13 protein-coding genes and 1 pseudogene are annotated in these 18,073 nt (G+C 35.3%); 12 read left to right on the top strand and 2 right to left on the bottom strand.

All coding sequences use genetic code 11. From position 1 onward, the window contains the following. From BN1243_RS22305 to BN1243_RS08230, 6 genes and pseudogenes are all read left to right on the top strand, one after another. Nucleotides 1–1,150 (top strand): sulfatase family protein (locus BN1243_RS22305; protein WP_195892091.1); only part of this gene is annotated, 1,150 nt, incomplete at its 5' end. Between the two features lie 711 nt (nucleotides 1,151–1,861). Then, the gene (locus tag BN1243_RS08250) at nucleotides 1,862–3,244 is read left to right on the top strand and encodes an alpha-L-fucosidase (protein ID WP_062105855.1); all 1,383 of its coding nucleotides are present in this window, start codon (nucleotides 1,862–1,864) and stop codon (nucleotides 3,242–3,244) included. A gap of 69 nt (nucleotides 3,245–3,313) precedes the next feature. After that, nucleotides 3,314–4,795, top strand: a complete 1,482-nt coding sequence (locus BN1243_RS08245) for a sulfatase family protein (RefSeq protein ID WP_062105858.1) — start codon at nucleotides 3,314–3,316, stop codon at nucleotides 4,793–4,795. Between the two features lie 711 nt (nucleotides 4,796–5,506). Further along, nucleotides 5,507–6,889 carry an alpha-L-fucosidase gene (locus BN1243_RS08240; protein WP_062105855.1) on the top strand — a complete coding sequence of 461 codons (1,383 nt, stop codon included), beginning with the start codon at nucleotides 5,507–5,509 and terminating at the stop codon, nucleotides 6,887–6,889. 25 nt (nucleotides 6,890–6,914) lie between these two features. Continuing rightward, nucleotides 6,915–7,439: pseudogene (locus BN1243_RS08235) on the top strand (alpha-L-fucosidase); the annotation flags it as partial. A 506-nt stretch (nucleotides 7,440–7,945) separates the two neighbouring features. Further along, on the top strand, nucleotides 7,946–8,275 hold the full coding sequence (locus BN1243_RS08230; protein ID WP_062105854.1) for a hypothetical protein: 330 nt from the start codon (nucleotides 7,946–7,948) through the stop codon (nucleotides 8,273–8,275). 56 nt (nucleotides 8,276–8,331) lie between these two features. Here BN1243_RS08230 and BN1243_RS23030 read toward each other — a convergent pair whose 3' ends face one another. Then, nucleotides 8,332–8,445, bottom strand: coding sequence for a helix-turn-helix transcriptional regulator (locus BN1243_RS23030; RefSeq protein ID WP_407638884.1), 114 nt, complete (start codon nucleotides 8,443–8,445; stop codon nucleotides 8,332–8,334). A 112-nt stretch (nucleotides 8,446–8,557) separates the two neighbouring features. Then, complete coding sequence (locus BN1243_RS08225) at nucleotides 8,558–8,953, bottom strand: helix-turn-helix transcriptional regulator (protein ID WP_062105853.1); 396 nt, start codon at nucleotides 8,951–8,953, stop codon at nucleotides 8,558–8,560. 381 nt (nucleotides 8,954–9,334) lie between these two features. On the opposite strand from BN1243_RS08225, the gene BN1243_RS08220 reads away from it, so the two are divergent. The 6 genes from BN1243_RS08220 to BN1243_RS08195 all read left to right on the top strand — a co-directional run bounded on the left by BN1243_RS08220 (nucleotide 9,335) and on the right by BN1243_RS08195 (nucleotide 17,951). Beyond that, nucleotides 9,335–11,083: a sensor histidine kinase gene (locus tag BN1243_RS08220; protein WP_062105852.1), complete on the top strand. Its 1,749-nt coding sequence runs from the start codon at nucleotides 9,335–9,337 to the stop codon at nucleotides 11,081–11,083. Beyond that, entirely contained in the window at nucleotides 11,076–12,716 is a 1,641-nt protein-coding gene (locus BN1243_RS08215; protein ID WP_062105851.1) for a response regulator transcription factor, read from the top strand. Before BN1243_RS08220 ends, BN1243_RS08215 begins: the two co-directional genes overlap by 8 nt. Nucleotides 12,717–12,813: 97 nt before the next feature. After that, the gene (locus BN1243_RS08210) at nucleotides 12,814–14,478 is read left to right on the top strand and encodes an extracellular solute-binding protein (protein ID WP_062105850.1); all 1,665 of its coding nucleotides are present in this window, start codon (nucleotides 12,814–12,816) and stop codon (nucleotides 14,476–14,478) included. A 219-nt stretch (nucleotides 14,479–14,697) separates the two neighbouring features. Next, nucleotides 14,698–15,552 carry an ABC transporter permease gene (locus BN1243_RS08205; protein WP_062110503.1) on the top strand — a complete coding sequence of 285 codons (855 nt, stop codon included), beginning with the start codon at nucleotides 14,698–14,700 and terminating at the stop codon, nucleotides 15,550–15,552. Between the two features lie 20 nt (nucleotides 15,553–15,572). Continuing rightward, nucleotides 15,573–16,457, top strand: a complete 885-nt coding sequence (locus BN1243_RS08200; RefSeq protein WP_062105849.1) for a carbohydrate ABC transporter permease — start codon at nucleotides 15,573–15,575, stop codon at nucleotides 16,455–16,457. Between the two features lie 93 nt (nucleotides 16,458–16,550). Beyond that, on the top strand, nucleotides 16,551–17,951 hold the full coding sequence (locus BN1243_RS08195; protein ID WP_062105847.1) for a DUF4832 domain-containing protein: 1,401 nt from the start codon (nucleotides 16,551–16,553) through the stop codon (nucleotides 17,949–17,951). Nucleotides 17,952–18,073 lie beyond the last annotated feature (122 nt).

The raw sequence follows: 18,073 nt of genomic DNA, 5'->3' as shown, positions 1-18,073 counted from the left end.
AGCGACTGATTATCTTGGTGATAGGCGTTGTTATACAGAAGATCTGGTAGATGCAGGGTACACGTGTGCGCTTTCTGGTAAGTGGCACATAGGTAACGCTGGCATACCACAGAAGGGATTTACATATTGGCGAGCCCTTGCAATGGGTGGTGAAAATTATATGTATCCTGTAACACTTGATCCTGTTACAAACAAATTTACCTTGCAGCGTGAAACATACGTTACTGACTGGATTACCGACAATGCGATAGAATTCCTTGATTCACATAATATGGAGACTCCATTTTATTTACAGGTAAATTATACAGCACCTCATGCACCATGGGATGAAAAGCATCATAAACCTGAGCTTTGGGCGGAATTTGAGGAGTGCGAATTTAAAGACTTCCCAAATGAGCAACCTCATAAATGGTCCGGAATGTCGTTCCCGTCCGAAGAAGCAAGGCTAGCTCAAAGGCTTACATGGAATAGAGGGTACTGTGCTTCACTTTTAGGCATGGATCTAGGAATTGGCCAAATAATCAAGCATCTGAAGGATCTAGGAGTCTATGATAATACCATTATCATATTCACATCGGATAACGGAATGGCAATGGGGCATCATGGAATATTCGGCAAAGGCAACGGAACGTTTCCGATGAATATGTATGAAACAAGTGTCAAGGTACCGACTATTATAAGTATGCCTGATAGAAAAAGTGGTGTTTGCGATAGTTTACTTAGCCATTATGATATTATGCCAACTATTCTCGAACTTATCGATTCAAATGAGAAGTTGAATGAATCGCTCCCCGGAAAAAGTTTCCTGCCGATTCTTAAAGATGAAGAGCATGATTCTCACGATATGGTTGTTGTTCATTCTGAATATGGACCAGCAAGAATGATTCGAACGAAGGAATGGAAATATATACATAGATACCCATATGGTGAAAATGAACTTTATGATATGGTAAACGATCCGAATGAACGGAACAATCTTGTTGGACAGAAGGAATTCGCCGTAATCATAAGTGATTTGAAGTATAAAATGGAGCTTTGGTTTGACAAACATTCAGACCGAGAGACGGATGGGAGACTTGAATCAAACCGCGGTATTGGACAGGTGGGGCCAGTAGGTCTAAAAGCAAAGGGAGAACATTCATTCAGATAGATAGAATTAATGCAAAATGAATGGATTGTAAACATGTTTAAAACATACTATTTGGTGTGGATCGGATCCTTTATAATTATTTTTATGTCTGTTGTCAAGGAATACATTTAATGAGTCATAGCTAACAAGTATAAGGCTGTGTTTCAATTTTTTCTAGTTAAGTAAGAATATTTATTAAAACAATAACAGCTAGCGATAACAATTTATAACTAATTAAAACCTCCACATTTAAGGCCTAAAATAAAAGCGAAAGATGTGGAGGTTTTGATATTTTATCCTATTAAAGAAAAAAGCATGTTCACTATATGAGCACTTAGTTATAAAGAGATTTTTCAGAATTGGGTAATTTTATTGACTATTATTATTGACAACACGAATTTAGTTGAGTTATTGTTATGATAGCGCTAACAATTTTGTGCAGACAAAATTTAATTGACTTTAAAGAGGAGGAGATTTGAGGATTAAAAAATGTGCGGATTCAAACTGAAAACTTTCCAGAATAAATTGGTAAATCAGTCCATCTTGGCCGAAATAAGTGGGATTAGAAGCATCGGAATTTTTGTTCCTCTTCTTGGATAAGAATCGTAGCTATTCCGATTATATGGGCACATTTTACCATAAAGAAATATAGTGATTTTTCTAAACTAGTAAACTATTAGTGTATATTGTTAGAAGTTCTTTGAGGTACAAACTAAGAGGAGGAGTAGCCACATGAAACAAAATGAAAGTATAACACAAGATGACAAAATTGTGGATGGAGTTCATTTATCTAGTGATGAAAAGGAATGGATTAAACCAAATGATCCTGTTTTAATTGAGCGACTAGAATGGTTTAAGGATCAGAAGTTAGGATTTATGATGCACTGGGGTCCTCATGCCCAATTGGGCACATTTGAATCTTGGCCACTTTCTGATGATGCAGCTGAATGGTCAAGAAAAGATGTTGATTGGGAGTCAGATACAGATGTATTTAAAAAACAATATATCAATTTAAATAAATCGTTTAACCCTATTAGGTTTCAACCTGAAGAATGGGCAAACTTAGCTTCCGAAGCTGGATTTAAGTACTTTTTATTTACAACAAAACATCACGATGGTTTTTGCTTATGGGATACTAAGACAACGAATTATAAAAGTACGGATCCAACTTGTCCATTCCATACCCATAAATACGCCGATATTGTGAAACATTCATTTAACGCTTTTCGGGAAAAAGGGTTAGCAATCTCTGCTTATTTTTCAAAAGCAGATTGGTATACACCTTATTATTGGGAACGAGATAAAGTTTTTGGTCATAAAACCAATAGAGGACCCTCATATGATCCTACGCAGAATCCGGAATTATGGGATAAGTTTGTCAAGTTTACTCATGAACAAATTATGGAGTTGATAACAGATTACGGAAGAATTGATATGCTATGGCTCGATGCGGGTCAGGTAAATCCCAATAACCATCAGGATATTAGATTAGGTGAAGTTGTTGCTAAGGCACGAGAAAATCAACCTTGGTTACTAACAGCAGATCGAACTGTTGGTGGACCCTATGAAAATATTATTACTCCTGAACAGACTGTACCTGATAAACCTATATTTGTTCCGTGGGAAAGCTGTATTACAATGGGAACAGCATTTTCCTATCGGTATGATGATGATTACAAGCCAACACGTCAGTTGATACATCTTTTAATAGAAGTTATTTCAAAAGGTGGGAATTTAGCCTTGAATGTTGCTCCCCAACCGGATGGAAGAATTTCTAAAAATGCCATAAAGAGAATGAAAAAAATGGGAGAATGGTTAAAAAAATATGGAGAAGCTGTTTATGGAACAAGAATGACTACACCCTATTTTATGGATCATATTGGTTTTACAAAGAAAGACAATAAAGTTTATAGCTTCTACTTATATGAATCTGAGGATAGTCTAGTAAAAAAAGAGATTTTTATACCTTATTTTGAAAGGGTAAATCAGGTTGACGTAGTGGGTGATGTAGAAAACCTTGAATACACTCAAACAGATCGTGGTATAACTGTTCAATTACCAGAATTACTTTTAAATGAAAAAGCACCCTATGCGCATGTTTTTCGTTTAACATAAGATTTATCAGAGGGGGAATAGAGCAATGTCAGCTAGCCAACTACCNAAACAATAAAATGGGGTGATAAAATGAAACCAAATATTTTATTTATTATGTCAGATGATCAAGGTTACTGGTCAATGGGTTGTGCGGGAAATCGGGATGTCAAGACTCCAAATCTTGACATGTTAGCCAAAAACGGTATTAGATTTGAAAATTTCTTTTGTGCATCCCCTGTATGCTCACCCGCCCGGGCTTCAATTATGACAGGTCAGATGCCGTCTCGTCACGGGATACAGGACTGGATTGCGGAAGGACATGTAGAAAAATCGCAACTTGATGACGATTTGGTTCGCCATTTTAATGAAGAAAACCGTGAGTGGTTTTATGACTGGCCGAAGAATCAACTTAATGAAACTAAAGCGACTGATTATCTTGGTGATAGGCGTTGTTATACAGAAGATCTGGTAGATGCAGGGTACACGTGTGCGCTTTCTGGTAAGTGGCACATAGGTAACGCTGGCATACCACAGAAGGGATTTACATATTGGCGAGCCCTTGCTATGGGCGGTGAAAATTATATGTATCCTGTTACACTTGATCCTGTTACAAACAAATTTACCTTGCAGCGAGAAACGTATGTTACTGATTGGATTACCAACAATGCGATAGAGTTTCTTGATACACACAATATGGAGACACCTTTTTATTTACAGGTAAATTACACAGCACCTCATGCACCATGGGATGAAAGGCATCATAAACCTGAACTTTGGACGGAATTTGAGGGGTGTGAATTTAACGATTTCCCAAATGAGCAACCCCACAAATGGTCCGGAATGTCATTTCCGTCTGAAGAAGCTAGGTTAGCCCAAAGGCTTACATGGAATAGAGGGTACTGTGCTTCACTTTTAGGCATGGATCTGGGAATTGGCCAAATTATTGAGCATCTGAAGGATCTAGGAGTCTATGATAATACCATTATCATATTCACATCGGATAACGGAATGGCAATGGGGCATCATGGAATATTCGGCAAAGGCAACGGAACGTTTCCGATGAATATGTATGAAACAAGTGTCAAGGTACCGACTATTATAAGTATGCCTGATAGAAAAAGTGGTGTTTGCGATAGTTTACTTAGCCATTATGATATTATGCCAACTATTCTCGAACTTATCGATTCAAATGAGAAGTTGAATGAATCGCTCCCCGGAAAAAGTTTCCTGCCGATTCTTAAAGATGAAGAGCATGATTCTCACGATATGGTTGTTGTTCATTCTGAATATGGACCAGCAAGAATGATTCGAACGAAGGAATGGAAATATATACATAGATACCCATATGGTGAAAATGAACTTTATGATATGGTAAACGATCCGAATGAACGGAACAATCTTGTTGGACAGAAGGAATTCGCCGTAATCATAAGTGATTTGAAGTATAAAATGGAGCTTTGGTTTGACAAACATTCAGACCGAGAGACGGATGGGAGACTTGAATCAAACCGCGGTATTGGACAGGTGGGGCCAGTAGGTCTAAAAGCAAAGGGAGAACATTCATTCAGATAGATAGAATTAATGCAAAATGAATGGATTGTAAACATGTTTAAAACATACTATTTGGTGTGGATCGGATCCTTTATAATTATTTTTATGTCTGTTGTCAAGGAATACATTTAATGAGTCATAGCTAACAAGTATAAGGCTGTGTTTCAATTTTTTCTAGTTAAGTAAGAATATTTATTAAAACAATAACAGCTAGCGATAACAATTTATAACTAATTAAAACCTCCACATTTAAGGCCTAAAATAAAAGCGAAAGATGTGGAGGTTTTGATATTTTATCCTATTAAAGAAAAAAGCATGTTCACTATATGAGCACTTAGTTATAAAGAGATTTTTCAGAATTGGGTAATTTTATTGACTATTATTATTGACAACACGAATTTAGTTGAGTTATTGTTATGATAGCGCTAACAATTTTGTGCAGACAAAATTTAATTGACTTTAAAGAGGAGGAGATTTGAGGATTAAAAAATGTGCGGATTCAAACTGAAAACTTTCCAGAATAAATTGGTAAATCAGTCCATCTTGGCCGAAATAAGTGGGATTAGAAGCATCGGAATTTTTGTTCCTCTTCTTGGATAAGAATCGTAGCTATTCCGATTATATGGGCACATTTTACCATAAAGAAATATAGTGATTTTTCTAAACTAGTAAACTATTAGTGTATATTGTTAGAAGTTCTTTGAGGTACAAACTAAGAGGAGGAGTAGCCACATGAAACAAAATGAAAGTATAACACAAGATGACAAAATTGTGGATGGAGTTCATTTATCTAGTGATGAAAAGGAATGGATTAAACCAAATGATCCTGTTTTAATTGAGCGACTAGAATGGTTTAAGGATCAGAAGTTAGGATTTATGATGCACTGGGGTCCTCATGCCCAATTGGGCACATTTGAATCTTGGCCACTTTCTGATGATGCAGCTGAATGGTCAAGAAAAGATGTTGATTGGGAGTCAGATACAGATGTATTTAAAAAACAATATATCAATTTAAATAAATCGTTTAACCCTATTAGGTTTCAACCTGAAGAATGGGCAAACTTAGCTTCCGAAGCTGGATTTAAGTACTTTTTATTTACAACAAAACATCACGATGGTTTTTGCTTATGGGATACTAAGACAACGAATTATAAAAGTACGGATCCAACTTGTCCATTCCATACCCATAAATACGCCGATATTGTGAAACATTCATTTAACGCTTTTCGGGAAAAAGGGTTAGCAATCTCTGCTTATTTTTCAAAAGCAGATTGGTATACACCTTATTATTGGGAACGAGATAAAGTTTTTGGTCATAAAACCAATAGAGGACCCTCATATGATCCTACGCAGAATCCGGAATTATGGGATAAGTTTGTCAAGTTTACTCATGAACAAATTATGGAGTTGATAACAGATTACGGAAGAATTGATATGCTATGGCTCGATGCGGGTCAGGTAAATCCCAATAACCATCAGGATATTAGATTAGGTGAAGTTGTTGCTAAGGCACGAGAAAATCAACCTTGGTTACTAACAGCAGATCGAACTGTTGGTGGACCCTATGAAAATATTATTACTCCTGAACAGACTGTACCTGATAAACCTATATTTGTTCCGTGGGAAAGCTGTATTACAATGGGAACAGCATTTTCCTATCGGTATGATGATGATTACAAGCCAACACGTCAGTTGATACATCTTTTAATAGAAGTTATTTCAAAAGGTGGGAATTTAGCCTTGAATGTTGCTCCCCAACCGGATGGAAGAATTTCTAAAAATGCCATAAAGAGAATGAAAAAAATGGGAGAATGGTTAAAAAAATATGGAGAAGCTGTTTATGGAACAAGAATGACTACACCCTATTTTATGGATCATATTGGTTTTACAAAGAAAGACAATAAAGTTTATAGCTTCTACTTATATGAATCTGAGGATAGTCTAGTAAAAAAAGAGATTTTTATACCTTATTTTGAAAGGGTAAATCAGGTTGACGTAGTGGGTGATGTAGAAAACCTTGAATACACTCAAACAGATCGTGGTATAACTGTTCAATTACCAGAATTACTTTTAAATGAAAAAGCACCCTATGCGCATGTTTTTCGTTTAACATAAGATTTATCAGAGGGGGAATAGAGCAATGTCAGCTAGCCAACTACCACTACCTTCTATTCCGCAAATCTATTGGCAAGATCTAAATATGGGCTTCTTTTGTCATTTTGGCATGAATACGTTTTGCGACCAAGAGTGGGGAGATGGAACAGATTCACCAGAAAAATTCAATCCGACCGAATTGGATGCCCATAAATGGGTGAAGTTAGCAAAGGATGCAGGGTTTAAATACTTTATTTTAACAGCTAAACATTATGATGGGTTCTGTCTCTGGCCTACAAAGACAACCGATTATTCCGTTAAATCAAGTCCTTGGAAAGATGGAAAAGGCGATGTAGTGAAAGAATGTGCGGAGGCTTGTAAAAAGGAAGGTATCCATTTTGGTGTCTATCTCTCACCTTGGGATAGAAATGCGGCTTGTTACGAAGATAAAGAGGCCTATGACAATTTTTACTGTGAGCAGTTAACAGAATTGCTAACTCAATATGGACCAATGATTGAAATCTGGTTTGATGGTGCAGGGTCTGAAGGAAAGGTTTACGATTGGGAAAGAGAGTACCTACAGATGAATCTTGATCTGGTCGATGGTCTATTGTTTTCTTCTATTAACATTACTCATCAAGGGAAAACAGTTGTAATTCCACATGTGGTTATCGATAAAGGCGCAGCAGAATCCGTTATATCAATTGATGCTGTACAGGATCTATTTGATGCATACGAACCAGAGGATCAAATTCGATTTATGACGGGAATTGGTGGCAAGGAAGCTGCTATCCGAAGAAAAGTTGATGGGGTTGAGGTTTGGTTCATTTCTCGTAAATGAATTTTATATCGATTTTGGAAAAATTGGAGAATATGACGGCATTAATGGGTTAATAGGTTTGGACCTGTTGATTCCTGGAAAATTCATCTTAGATCTATCTTGGTCAACTAAAGATATATTCTGCTGATAATCAATAAGGTGAACTACAAAAAGTATAGATGCTGTTAACCAAATTGAGAATGATGATTAATTGAAGATGAGTTGCTTAGGCAACTTTTTTTCATTTATCGAAAAAATTGGATCCAAAGGACGAGCTAGGAAAACTTCATTTCCTAAGAGAGGCTGAATATCAGCTTATGCTATATGCTGAACATACTTGGGGCTATGCTTCTTCCGTGAGTGGGCCGTGGAATACACTTGTTAATGATTTAGATTATCGGAAAGCAGCCTATGCGATCAACGCAAATCGACTTATATCGAAAAATTTAGATGAGGTACTTAGTAACCTTGGGGAAGTTTCCCATCAGACAGACCGGGAAAAGTTTTTTAAAGTTGTCAATCCCCATAATAATCGAGTGACTGGCGTCACACCTGTCACTTTTTTGAATACCGTAGCAAAATGCTGACTCGTACTAAAGCCTAGCTCCCATTGCAATATCTGTTATTGAAAGCTTTGATTCTTTCAAGATCTGACATGCGTGGTCCATTCGAACACGCGGTAGAAATGAGACTCACTCAATCCAATTTCCTCAGCAAGCTGTCCAATAGCATATCGTTCAGATAGATTTTGCTGAATTCGTTTCTTCAGTTGTTACGTGTAGATAAGCAGGTAAAGAAAGATAGTTAGCTAGCTATCTTTTCTCTACCTGCTCTGTTTCATGGGCCTATTGGCAAAAAGTTCTTCATCATTAAACAGAAAAATGCCGGTTTCTATATTTACTAGGGGCTATACCAGCTTGCTTTGTAAAAAATCTTGAAAAGTGACTGGATGAATTGAACCTTATTATTTCTTCAATCTCTTCAATGGACATATGGGTTTCAAGTAAAAGTTCATTTGCTTTTTCTAATTTCACATTTAAATGATACTGTTTAGGTGACTTGCCATAAATTTTTGAAAATATGCTTGGAATGTAGGTCCGATGTAAGTGAATTTCAGATGAAATATCTGCTATTTTAAAATCCGAGGTAGAACGAGAGTAAATTATTTTGGCAACTTCTTCTGCAATATAAACTTCAGAACTATTGTGTTTAGTCTCTTTTTGTTTATTCTCGTATGCATACTTGGCAATTTGACAAATTAACAAGATGACATGAGCGTGTATTTCCAACTCACTGTTAGCATATTTAAAGTTTGGAATTTTTAAAGAATGTCTAGATAGATTAAGTATTTCTCTATACTGGTTAATAAAGCTAGTGACCCAATTTACAATATATAGTCCAAGCTCTGGCTCAGTTTCTGACGTTGCAAATCAGTTAAATTTACCGCACTGTAAAGCCTTTTTGTATGAAACATAAAATTCATATAGCTTACTCTTTTGAGAAGCCTAATAAAAAACTAAATAGCTTTTCCAAGAAATCAATATTATAATTTTTTTAGAGCGATTGACATCTAGTCTCGTTTAATAGAATGAAAGCGATAAATTAGAAAACAATAGTCCTACTAGCAAGGGGGCAATGGTAAGAAGGTGGTCACAATCAAAAATATAATTCGCGCATTTAATAAACTACTTGTTTATCAAAAAATGATCGTCATTTTCATTATCATGTTATCACTTCTTTATATGGTTAGCTTAAGTCTTACTCATCTTGGAAAAAAGAGCCTTGAGGAACAATACTTAGACTCTGTGATTTCAAAAACGGAATTTTATGGAGATATATTAAATAATCAAATTTTTTATATCCGAACACGCCAATTACAGCTTTTTACTGATTCTGATATTGAAAAGCTAAGTTTTTTGGGAGACCAAGTATCAGGATATGAAGAAGTTGCATTAATGAATGGGATTAATGAGGAATTAAATAATTTGAATAATTCAAGTAGTTTGATTGTAAATAATGAAATTGTCATCAGATCATACAACCGTATACTATCTTTTGACGATATTTGGAGAAGAGATACAGGCATCACTTTCAATCATTTAAAAAATAGAGTTCGGGAAGGTGGAGAAAAAGGATTAACGGTTTATGACGGAAAATTGTATTTACTCGCAATGGATAAGGGCGAGAACATAATCTCATCCATAGAGTTATCGAAGGACCAGCTTCTAAATGATGTTTTTCATATTATAGAGGGGACGAATGATGCAGGTGTGATATTGGTTGATCCGTCATCAAAATATGTGTTAACAACTGACAGTCGACATCAAGATTTTATACGAGAAATCATTGAATATGTGGGTGACGAGAATCTAAATAACTCAACTTATTTTACTATTAAGAAAAACCAGAAAGAATATTTAGTAACAAAAAGTGAATTAAATTATTTAAATATGAAGTTATACACATATATAGATAAAAATGAATTGACGGAGAATATGTCAAATCTAAATAAGGGATTTTTATTCTTGACATGCGTGCTATTGTTTATTTCAATCCTATTTTCTTGGTCTATCAATAGAATGATTCATAAACCACTAAATAAACTTGTTTCTCTATTTAGGAATTATCAAGAGGGGTTGGAAACAACTCCACTAAACGTAACACAAGAAAGAGAATTTTCTTATTTGTACACCAGCTTTAATGATATGAAGGAACGACTTGATCAATCTATCAAAGATAACTATCAAAACAAGTTAGCTTTACAGAGGTCTGAGCTAAAACAATTACAATCACAAATAAATCCGCATTTTCTTTATAACAGTTTCTATACTATTTACCGATTAAGTAAAATGAAAGATCTTGATCGAGTTTCTACTTTGTCACAAAAACTAGCAAGTTACTACCAATTTATTACAAAGAATAGTTCGGATGATGTGGAGTTTGAGAAAGAGTATAAGCATGCTTTAGACTATTGTAGCATTCAACAAATTAGATTTTCTAATCGAATTAGCTTTGAAGCATCAGAATTAACTGATGAAATGAAACACATAATAGTCCCGCGTTTAATTCTACAACCGATTATTGAGAACGCTTTTGAACATGCACTGGAAAATAGTTACAAAGGAATTTTGCGTATAAAAGTAATAAATGAAAATGGTTTATTGCATGTAGTGATTGAAGATAATGGCTCAATATCGGATGAAATACTGTTAGATCTCCAGCAAAGATTAAGCCATTCCGAACAAGTCGGTGAAACAACAGGGATGTTTAACGTTTGTAATCGATTAAAGTTAAAATACGGTAATGAAAGTGGCTTGTTTGCAAGTCGGAGTCATTTAGGCGGATTGAAAATAGAAATGAAAATATGGAATAAGGTGGATTCAGCAAATGTTTAATCTCCTAATTGTAGATGATGAACCTATTATTGTTGATGGGTTAATCCAATTATTTTCTGACGTAGATATGGAACTGGATTTGTTCTCGGCCTATTCTGCTAAGCAAGCATTAGATTACGCTTTGCAAAAAAAAGTAGATATTGTCATCACAGATATGAAAATGCCTGAAACGAACGGCTTACAGTTTGTTGATGAGTTACAATTGATATGGCCAAAATGTCGAGTGATTTTCTTGTCTGGGTATGATCAATTTGAATATGTTTATGATGCTGTTAAGCGAAATATCGATAGTTATGTTTTGAAAACAGAAGATGATCAAGTATTGATAAATGCTGTACAGAAGTCTATCCAGAAAATAGAAGAGGAAAGATCGGTGCAGGCAAGTCTAGAAGCTAACAGAAAGTGGATGGAAGAAATAACTCCTTTATTAAAAAAAGAATTTCTTAAATTAGTTTTAGACGGAGAGAGTATGGAAAATTTGTGCCAAAGTTATTCTCAGATCAAGAGTTCGTTTGAAATTGATTTAGAAGAGCAGTGGTTGCTAGTAGCAGGTGAACTAAAATACAATAAAGCCCCCAGTTTTCAAGATTTATTACTACTCCATGAAACAATGAAACAAGAACTACACCCTAATCTACTGCTTGAGTATTGTATATATCAACATTTAGTTATTTGGTTTATTCAACCGCAGAAAATAGAGGGAATATTCTACGGAAATAAAACAGTAAAATGGGAAACGATTAGGGAGTATAGCAAGCGATTGCTTGAAAGCATTCAAGAAAGTTATTCTCGAAAGATGAATAGAAAAGTGAATTTTGTAATAGGTAAGAGACCTGTCAATATCAATCTAGTAAACAAAGATTTTCAACAAATGCTTGACATATTGAAATTCTTGTCTTCTTTTTCGGAAGGTATGATTATCATTGATCAAAGTAAAACCAATCCCTTTTACCACTTAGAGAGCGTGGTATTTGATGATAAGGAGTGGAAAAAGCAATTAATAAAATTAGAAACTGCAATATCAGAGGGACGAGAACAACAAGCACTAAAAATCATTGACGGATTATTTGATCAGATGATAAATAATGAATATTCCAATATAGAAATGACAGATTTTTTATTTTCAATTTCCAAACTAATATTAGGGTTTTTACGTAATAAAGGTTTGTATCAAGAGGTTGTTAAAAGACAGGAGGACAGTATTCAAAAAAGGCTCCAAAAGTTTCCTGTTTTATTTGATTCGAAGGAAAGCATTGTCTATATGATTAATACAATTTGTCATTATAAAGCAGAGTGGAAAGAAGAAGGAAAAAGAAAAATTATACTTACGGTGAATAATTATATCCAAAACAATCTTGCAGGAGACATTTCTCTTACCGCCATAGCAGATCACGTTCACTTCAATCCATCCTATTTATCGCGATTCTATAAGGAGCAAACAGGCAAAAATTTATCTGATGTAATTGATGAATTGAGAATGAAGCAAGCGACCTATTACTTAAATCATACTGAAATGGCGATACAAAAAATTGCGATGATGTTAGGCTTTAATTCCCCTTCTTATTTCAACTTTTATTTCAAAAAACGTACCCAGCAATCCCCACAGGAATATCGTGAAAAAAGGAGGACGTAAAAATAGTGTAACAATGTAAAGGATTCGCAATTGTAACCGCTTTATGGGTGCGTTTACAATATAATTGTAAGATACAAAAAGTGAAAGTGGGGGTAAAATGAAGAAGAAAATTTCTCTTTTATTTTTGATCATGCTGTTAGCCATGGGTACCGTATTATCAGCATGTAATTCAAAAGAAGGTGCTTCAGAGGAGTCCGAGGGTTCGAAAAATTCTGAAGCAAGTACAGGTGATAAAGACCCATTAGGCAAATATGATGAAACGGTAACAGTGAGACAGGTAATTGGTTTTGGAAATCCAGAGGATCCTAAAACACCACAAGGTACTACACCTCAATCAAATGCTTACGTTGCCAAATTAAAAGAAATGTTAAACATTGACTTGAAATTTGATTGGGAAGTTCCGAGTGAACAATTTGAGCAAAAGTTTTCATTGGCTCTTGCTTCAGGAGATATTCCAGATGTGATGCAGGTAAGTGTATCGCAATTTGAAAAATTTAAACAACAGGGTGTTTTGGCAGATTTAACAGATGCTTATAATGATTATGCTTCAGATACAATCAAGTCATATATGGAATTTGATGGTGGGAAAACGTTAGACTTATTTACGCAAGATGGGAAAATTTTAGGAATTCCAGGTTACGAAGATCCGTATATGTCTGCGCAGTTTCTTTGGATTCGTAAGGATTGGTTAGATAATTTAAAATTAGACGTGCCTACTAGTTTAGAAGAATTAGAACAAGTTGCACAAGCATTTGTTGATCAAGATCCAAACGGGGACGGTAAAAACAATACTTATGGGGTAGCACTTAATAAAGAATTAATAACTTGGGGATATGATGCTCGTGGATTGTTCTATACAATGGGAGCTTACCCTAAAGCTTGGACAAAGGGTGAAGACGGAAGTCTAATACCAGGGGAAATCCAACCTCAAACAAAAGAAGCATTAGGTTTAATGAATAGCTGGTACGATTCAGGGATAATTGACAAGGAATTTGCTTTTAAAGATATGGATAAAGTCGTAGAAGATATAGTATCTGGTAAAGTAGGAATAGTCTTTGGTGAATGGTGGTATCCAGGTGTAGTACTTGGCCAATCCAGAGACAATGACCCTAATGCAGATTGGATTCCATTAGAATTGCCAACCTATAAAGGACAAGAATCTAAAACGTTGGTTCCTGCATCAAGGATTACTCATGTGGTTGTTGCAAATAAAGATTTTGAACATCCAGAAGCTGCCATTAAAATGATAAATTTCTATGATGAGTTACAAAAACCTGAGTACGAAGAAAATAAACCTGAAAATGGCTATGTATATAACTGGTTCCAACCACGCATTTATCGTCCAGACAATATTCAATTAACATATAATGAAGTTAATGAAGCTCTTGACAAAAACCTAGACGAAATCGATTCCAGTAATCCAATATCAATAAGTGTATTTAAAGACACAAAGGACTATCTAGCTGGCGATGAAACGAAGTGGGGTAACTACTTTGGACGCGCTGCACAGGATGGTGGATGGGCAACAGTTGAAAAAATTAGAGAAAAAGGCAATGTAGTCTATAATGAATTTGCTGGTGCCAGCACTCCAACAATGGTCTCAAAAGGAAGTTCATTAGATAAATTAACGGACGAGACATTCACAAAAATAATTATGGGGTCTGACTCTATCGATAATTTTGATAAATACGTTGAGGACTGGAAAAAGCTAGGCGGAGATAAAATAACAGAAGAGGTAAATGAATGGTATAAAGAAAAATAATAGAAAACAAAAAGGGGTTATTCCACCCCTTTTTCTAAATTATTGTGAATCTAAATAAGAAATCGAAGGGTTATACCTTTTAAAGGTGGGGTTAAATTGAAAAAGAATCAGTCCATTGAAGGATTACAATCCGTAACAATCCAACCAGGAGGGAAGGTTAAGCCGAAAAGGAATCCTTCTTTTAAGAGTAATTTTAAAAAAGAATTACCGTTACACATTATGTTAATTCCAGCAGTTATATTAGGTCTAATCTATTCTTACGGTCCTATGTTTGGGATTATTATGGCTTTTCAGGACTTTCAACCATATTTGGGATTTTTTAAATCAGCTTGGGTTGGACTAGAAAACTTTAGATATGTTTTTAATTTACCTGACTTTGGACAAGTTTTTTATAATACAATATTTATCGCTACAGCAAAGGTTGTCTTTGGATTACTTGTTCCGTTGATACTAGCCCTCTTATTAAATGAAGTAAGAAAACAATTATTTTCTAGAGTCATCCAGACAAGTGTCTTTTTACCATACTTTTTGTCATGGGCGGTTCTAGGTGGAGTTATATTTGAGATATTTTCCCTAAATGGGCCAATTAATAGTTTGTTAGAGTTTTTTAATATTGACCCTATTCTATTTATGGGAAGTAATGGCTGGTTTCGTTCCATTTTAATTGGCTCCGATGTTTGGAAAGGTATGGGCTATAATATGATTATTTTCTTGGCTGGTATTGTCGGGATTAATCAGAGTCTGTATGAAGCGGCAGAAGTTGACGGAGCCACTAGATGGAAACAAATGATACATGTTACTCTTCCAGGAATATTACCTATTATTGTCTTATTAGCAACATTAAGTATTGGTAATATTTTAAATGCCGGATTTGATCAAATTCTAATCTTATATAATCCAACAGTTTATGAAGGGGCAGATGTTATCGATACATTTGTTTACAGATTGGGTTTATTCGATCAGCAATATGCAGCAGCAGCTGCAGTAGGATTATTCAAATCAGTAATCTCGCTAGGACTAGTTGGAATGTCATATTACCTAGCTTACCGGTTTACGGATTACCGAATTTTTTAACACAGATTGGGGTGGATTAAATGTTTTATAAAGAATCGCTAGGACAAAAAACCTTTAACGTCTTTAATATGATTTTCTTAACAGGGGTAACTTTACTGGGAATCCTTCCGTTTGTACACTTACTAGCAGTATCTTTAAGTTCAAATAGTGCTGCAGTAGCCGGGAAAGTGTTTTTTCTTCCTGTAGATTTTACAACAATTTCCTATCAGTATTTGGCTGAAAACACAGCTTTTTTCATGGCACTATGGATTACAGTTAAAAGAGTTGTAATTGGTACCATTATTAACATGTTTTTGATCGTTATAACTGCTTACCCATTATCCAGAAGCAATAAAAATTTTCGCGCGAGAACAATCTATTCTTGGTTTTTCGTTATTACCATGTTCTTCGGTGGCGGACTTATTCCAACTTATATGGTCGTTAAGGAGACAGGGATTCTTGATACGATATGGGCGTTAATACTTCCTGGTGCACTTAACGTTTTCTTTATGGTAATGTTGTTGAACTTCTTCCGAAATATTCCTAAAGACCTTGAAGAGGCAGCAGTCGTTGATGGTGCAGGTCACTGGACGTTGTTGTTTAAAATATTTTTGCCGATCTCTTTACCTTCCATTGCCACAATCCTATTGTTTACAATAGTTGGTCACTGGAATTCTTGGTTTGATGGAATTTTATATATGAATAGACCTAGTAACTATCCATTACAATCCTATCTATCTACCTTAATCACATCACTAAATGTTCAAATGATTTCTACTGATAACTTAATTAGTTTGCAAGAGATGGGATCAAAGACATTAAGAACTGCCCAAATTTTCATGGGAATATTGCCAGTATTACTTGTTTATCCGTTCCTACAGAAGTATTTTGTTAAAGGAATAACGATTGGCAGTGTGAAAGAATAATTTTTAAATGTCACGAATATAAGGAATGCCGATATATTTACCATCCTGTATTCTTAACAATACTCTTTCAAAAAAAGGGAGAGGGAAAAAACATTGGGAAAATCTACTATAGCTAAACCAATTATTGATAAAGAAACAATATTTCGTAACCCAGCAATGGGATGGGTATTGTATGTTGATGCATTTTCTATGTTTGAAATTCAGGAATTTCCTGAGGCTAAGGAATATTGGGGAATGCAAGACAATAATGTAGAAATGGCTAATATTTTTTACCTAAGAGTTCCGTGGTCAATTATGGAACCTAAAGAAGGCTGTTACGCTTGGAATGAAGATGATAACTTTAAGCTAATTATTCGTATGGCTTTAGATCGAGGACTTAAGCTCGCTTTTCGAGTTTATGTTGATAGTAAAGACGCATTCATGCAAGCAACACCCCAATATGTCTTTGAAGCAGGTGCTAAAGGGTATGCCAATAATGACAATAATAGTGGATATTTAACTCCCTATTTGAATGATCCCATCTTCCAAGAAAAATTATCAAACTTTGTACATGCATTTTCAGAGGAATACGACAACCCTGCTATTGTGGATTATATTGATGCTCAAGGTCTTGGTTATTGGGGAGAAATGCATAGTGTTCACTACATGACTAAAAATCAGAAGAAACAAGTATTTGAGTGGATTACAAATCTTTATAGTGAATGTTTCAAGAAGGTGCTTCTTGGCCAGCAGTATGGTCAGAATAGTTTTCATACTAGCTTACAGGATTGGGCTTTAAAAGAAAAAGGTTATGTGATCAGGCGTGACAGTTTTGGAAGTCCAATTTGGCTTAAAGATTCTCAAAAGGAGCAAATATTAGCTCATTGGCCGGAGATTCCAGTATTTGCTGAAAACTGCTACCATGGTTTTAAATGGAGAGAAGATTGGTATAAAGGCGACGGCTATTCCACCCTGCATGATATGATGAAGGCGGTTATAAAGGATGCTGAGGAGCTCCATGCTAATACATTGGATTTACGCTATCCACAGGATGCGACATTATGGATAAAGGAGAGTCCAGAATTAGTTCGCTATTTTGCACTTCGGTGTGGATACCGCTTAATACCAGTATCGGTTGATTATCCTTTAACTATTGAAGAGAATACGCCTTTTTTTATTAAACATATGTGGAAGAATGAAGGATTTGGTGTATTACCTAATCATATACGAAACTGGAATTGGAAGTATAAACCATCATTTGCCCTGTTGGATAAAGGAACTGGAAATCCTGTATTTCAAATTGTCGATACAGCAGAACCGTCTCATTGGGTAGGAAATCAAATCTATGAATATGAAACGGAAATTTTATTTGATAGAGTGCCATCAGGTGAATATGACTTGGCTGTAGCAATAGTTAATCGAGAAAACGAGTCAAAACCCGAGATTAGGCTAGCGATCAAGAATGAAAGGACAAGTGAAGGATGGAACATACTTGGTTCTGTTTCGGTCCAGTGACAACTTCCCTCTTAGAATTTTAGGTATCACGTGGAAAAGAATGTCAAATCTTGATTAAAAACTTAATATATATTTTAGTTAAAGAGCGGGAATATCGGAAATAATTTTATGAACAAAGAAAT

The organism is Bacillus niameyensis (assembly GCF_001375535.1).
GTDB lineage: Bacteria > Bacillota > Bacilli > Bacillales > Bacillaceae_C > Lederbergia > Lederbergia niameyensis.
Note: the sequence above shows the minus strand (reverse complement) of the source record. Positions and strands in the feature narration are given on the sequence as shown.

Excerpts from the sequence above, each read along its gene's own strand:
- BN1243_RS08250 (WP_062105855.1), top strand. The coding sequence starts at position 1,862 with ATGAAACAAAATGAAAGTATAACACAAGATGACAAAATTGTGGATGGA.
- BN1243_RS08245 (WP_062105858.1), top strand. The coding sequence starts at position 3,314 with ATGAAACCAAATATTTTATTTATTATGTCAGATGATCAAGGTTACTGG.
- BN1243_RS08240 (WP_062105855.1), top strand. The coding sequence starts at position 5,507 with ATGAAACAAAATGAAAGTATAACACAAGATGACAAAATTGTGGATGGA.
- BN1243_RS08215 (WP_062105851.1), top strand. The coding sequence starts at position 11,076 with ATGTTTAATCTCCTAATTGTAGATGATGAACCTATTATTGTTGATGGG.
- BN1243_RS08210 (WP_062105850.1), top strand. The coding sequence starts at position 12,814 with ATGAAGAAGAAAATTTCTCTTTTATTTTTGATCATGCTGTTAGCCATG.
- BN1243_RS08205 (WP_062110503.1), top strand. The coding sequence starts at position 14,698 with ATGTTAATTCCAGCAGTTATATTAGGTCTAATCTATTCTTACGGTCCT.
- BN1243_RS08200 (WP_062105849.1), top strand. The coding sequence starts at position 15,573 with ATGTTTTATAAAGAATCGCTAGGACAAAAAACCTTTAACGTCTTTAAT.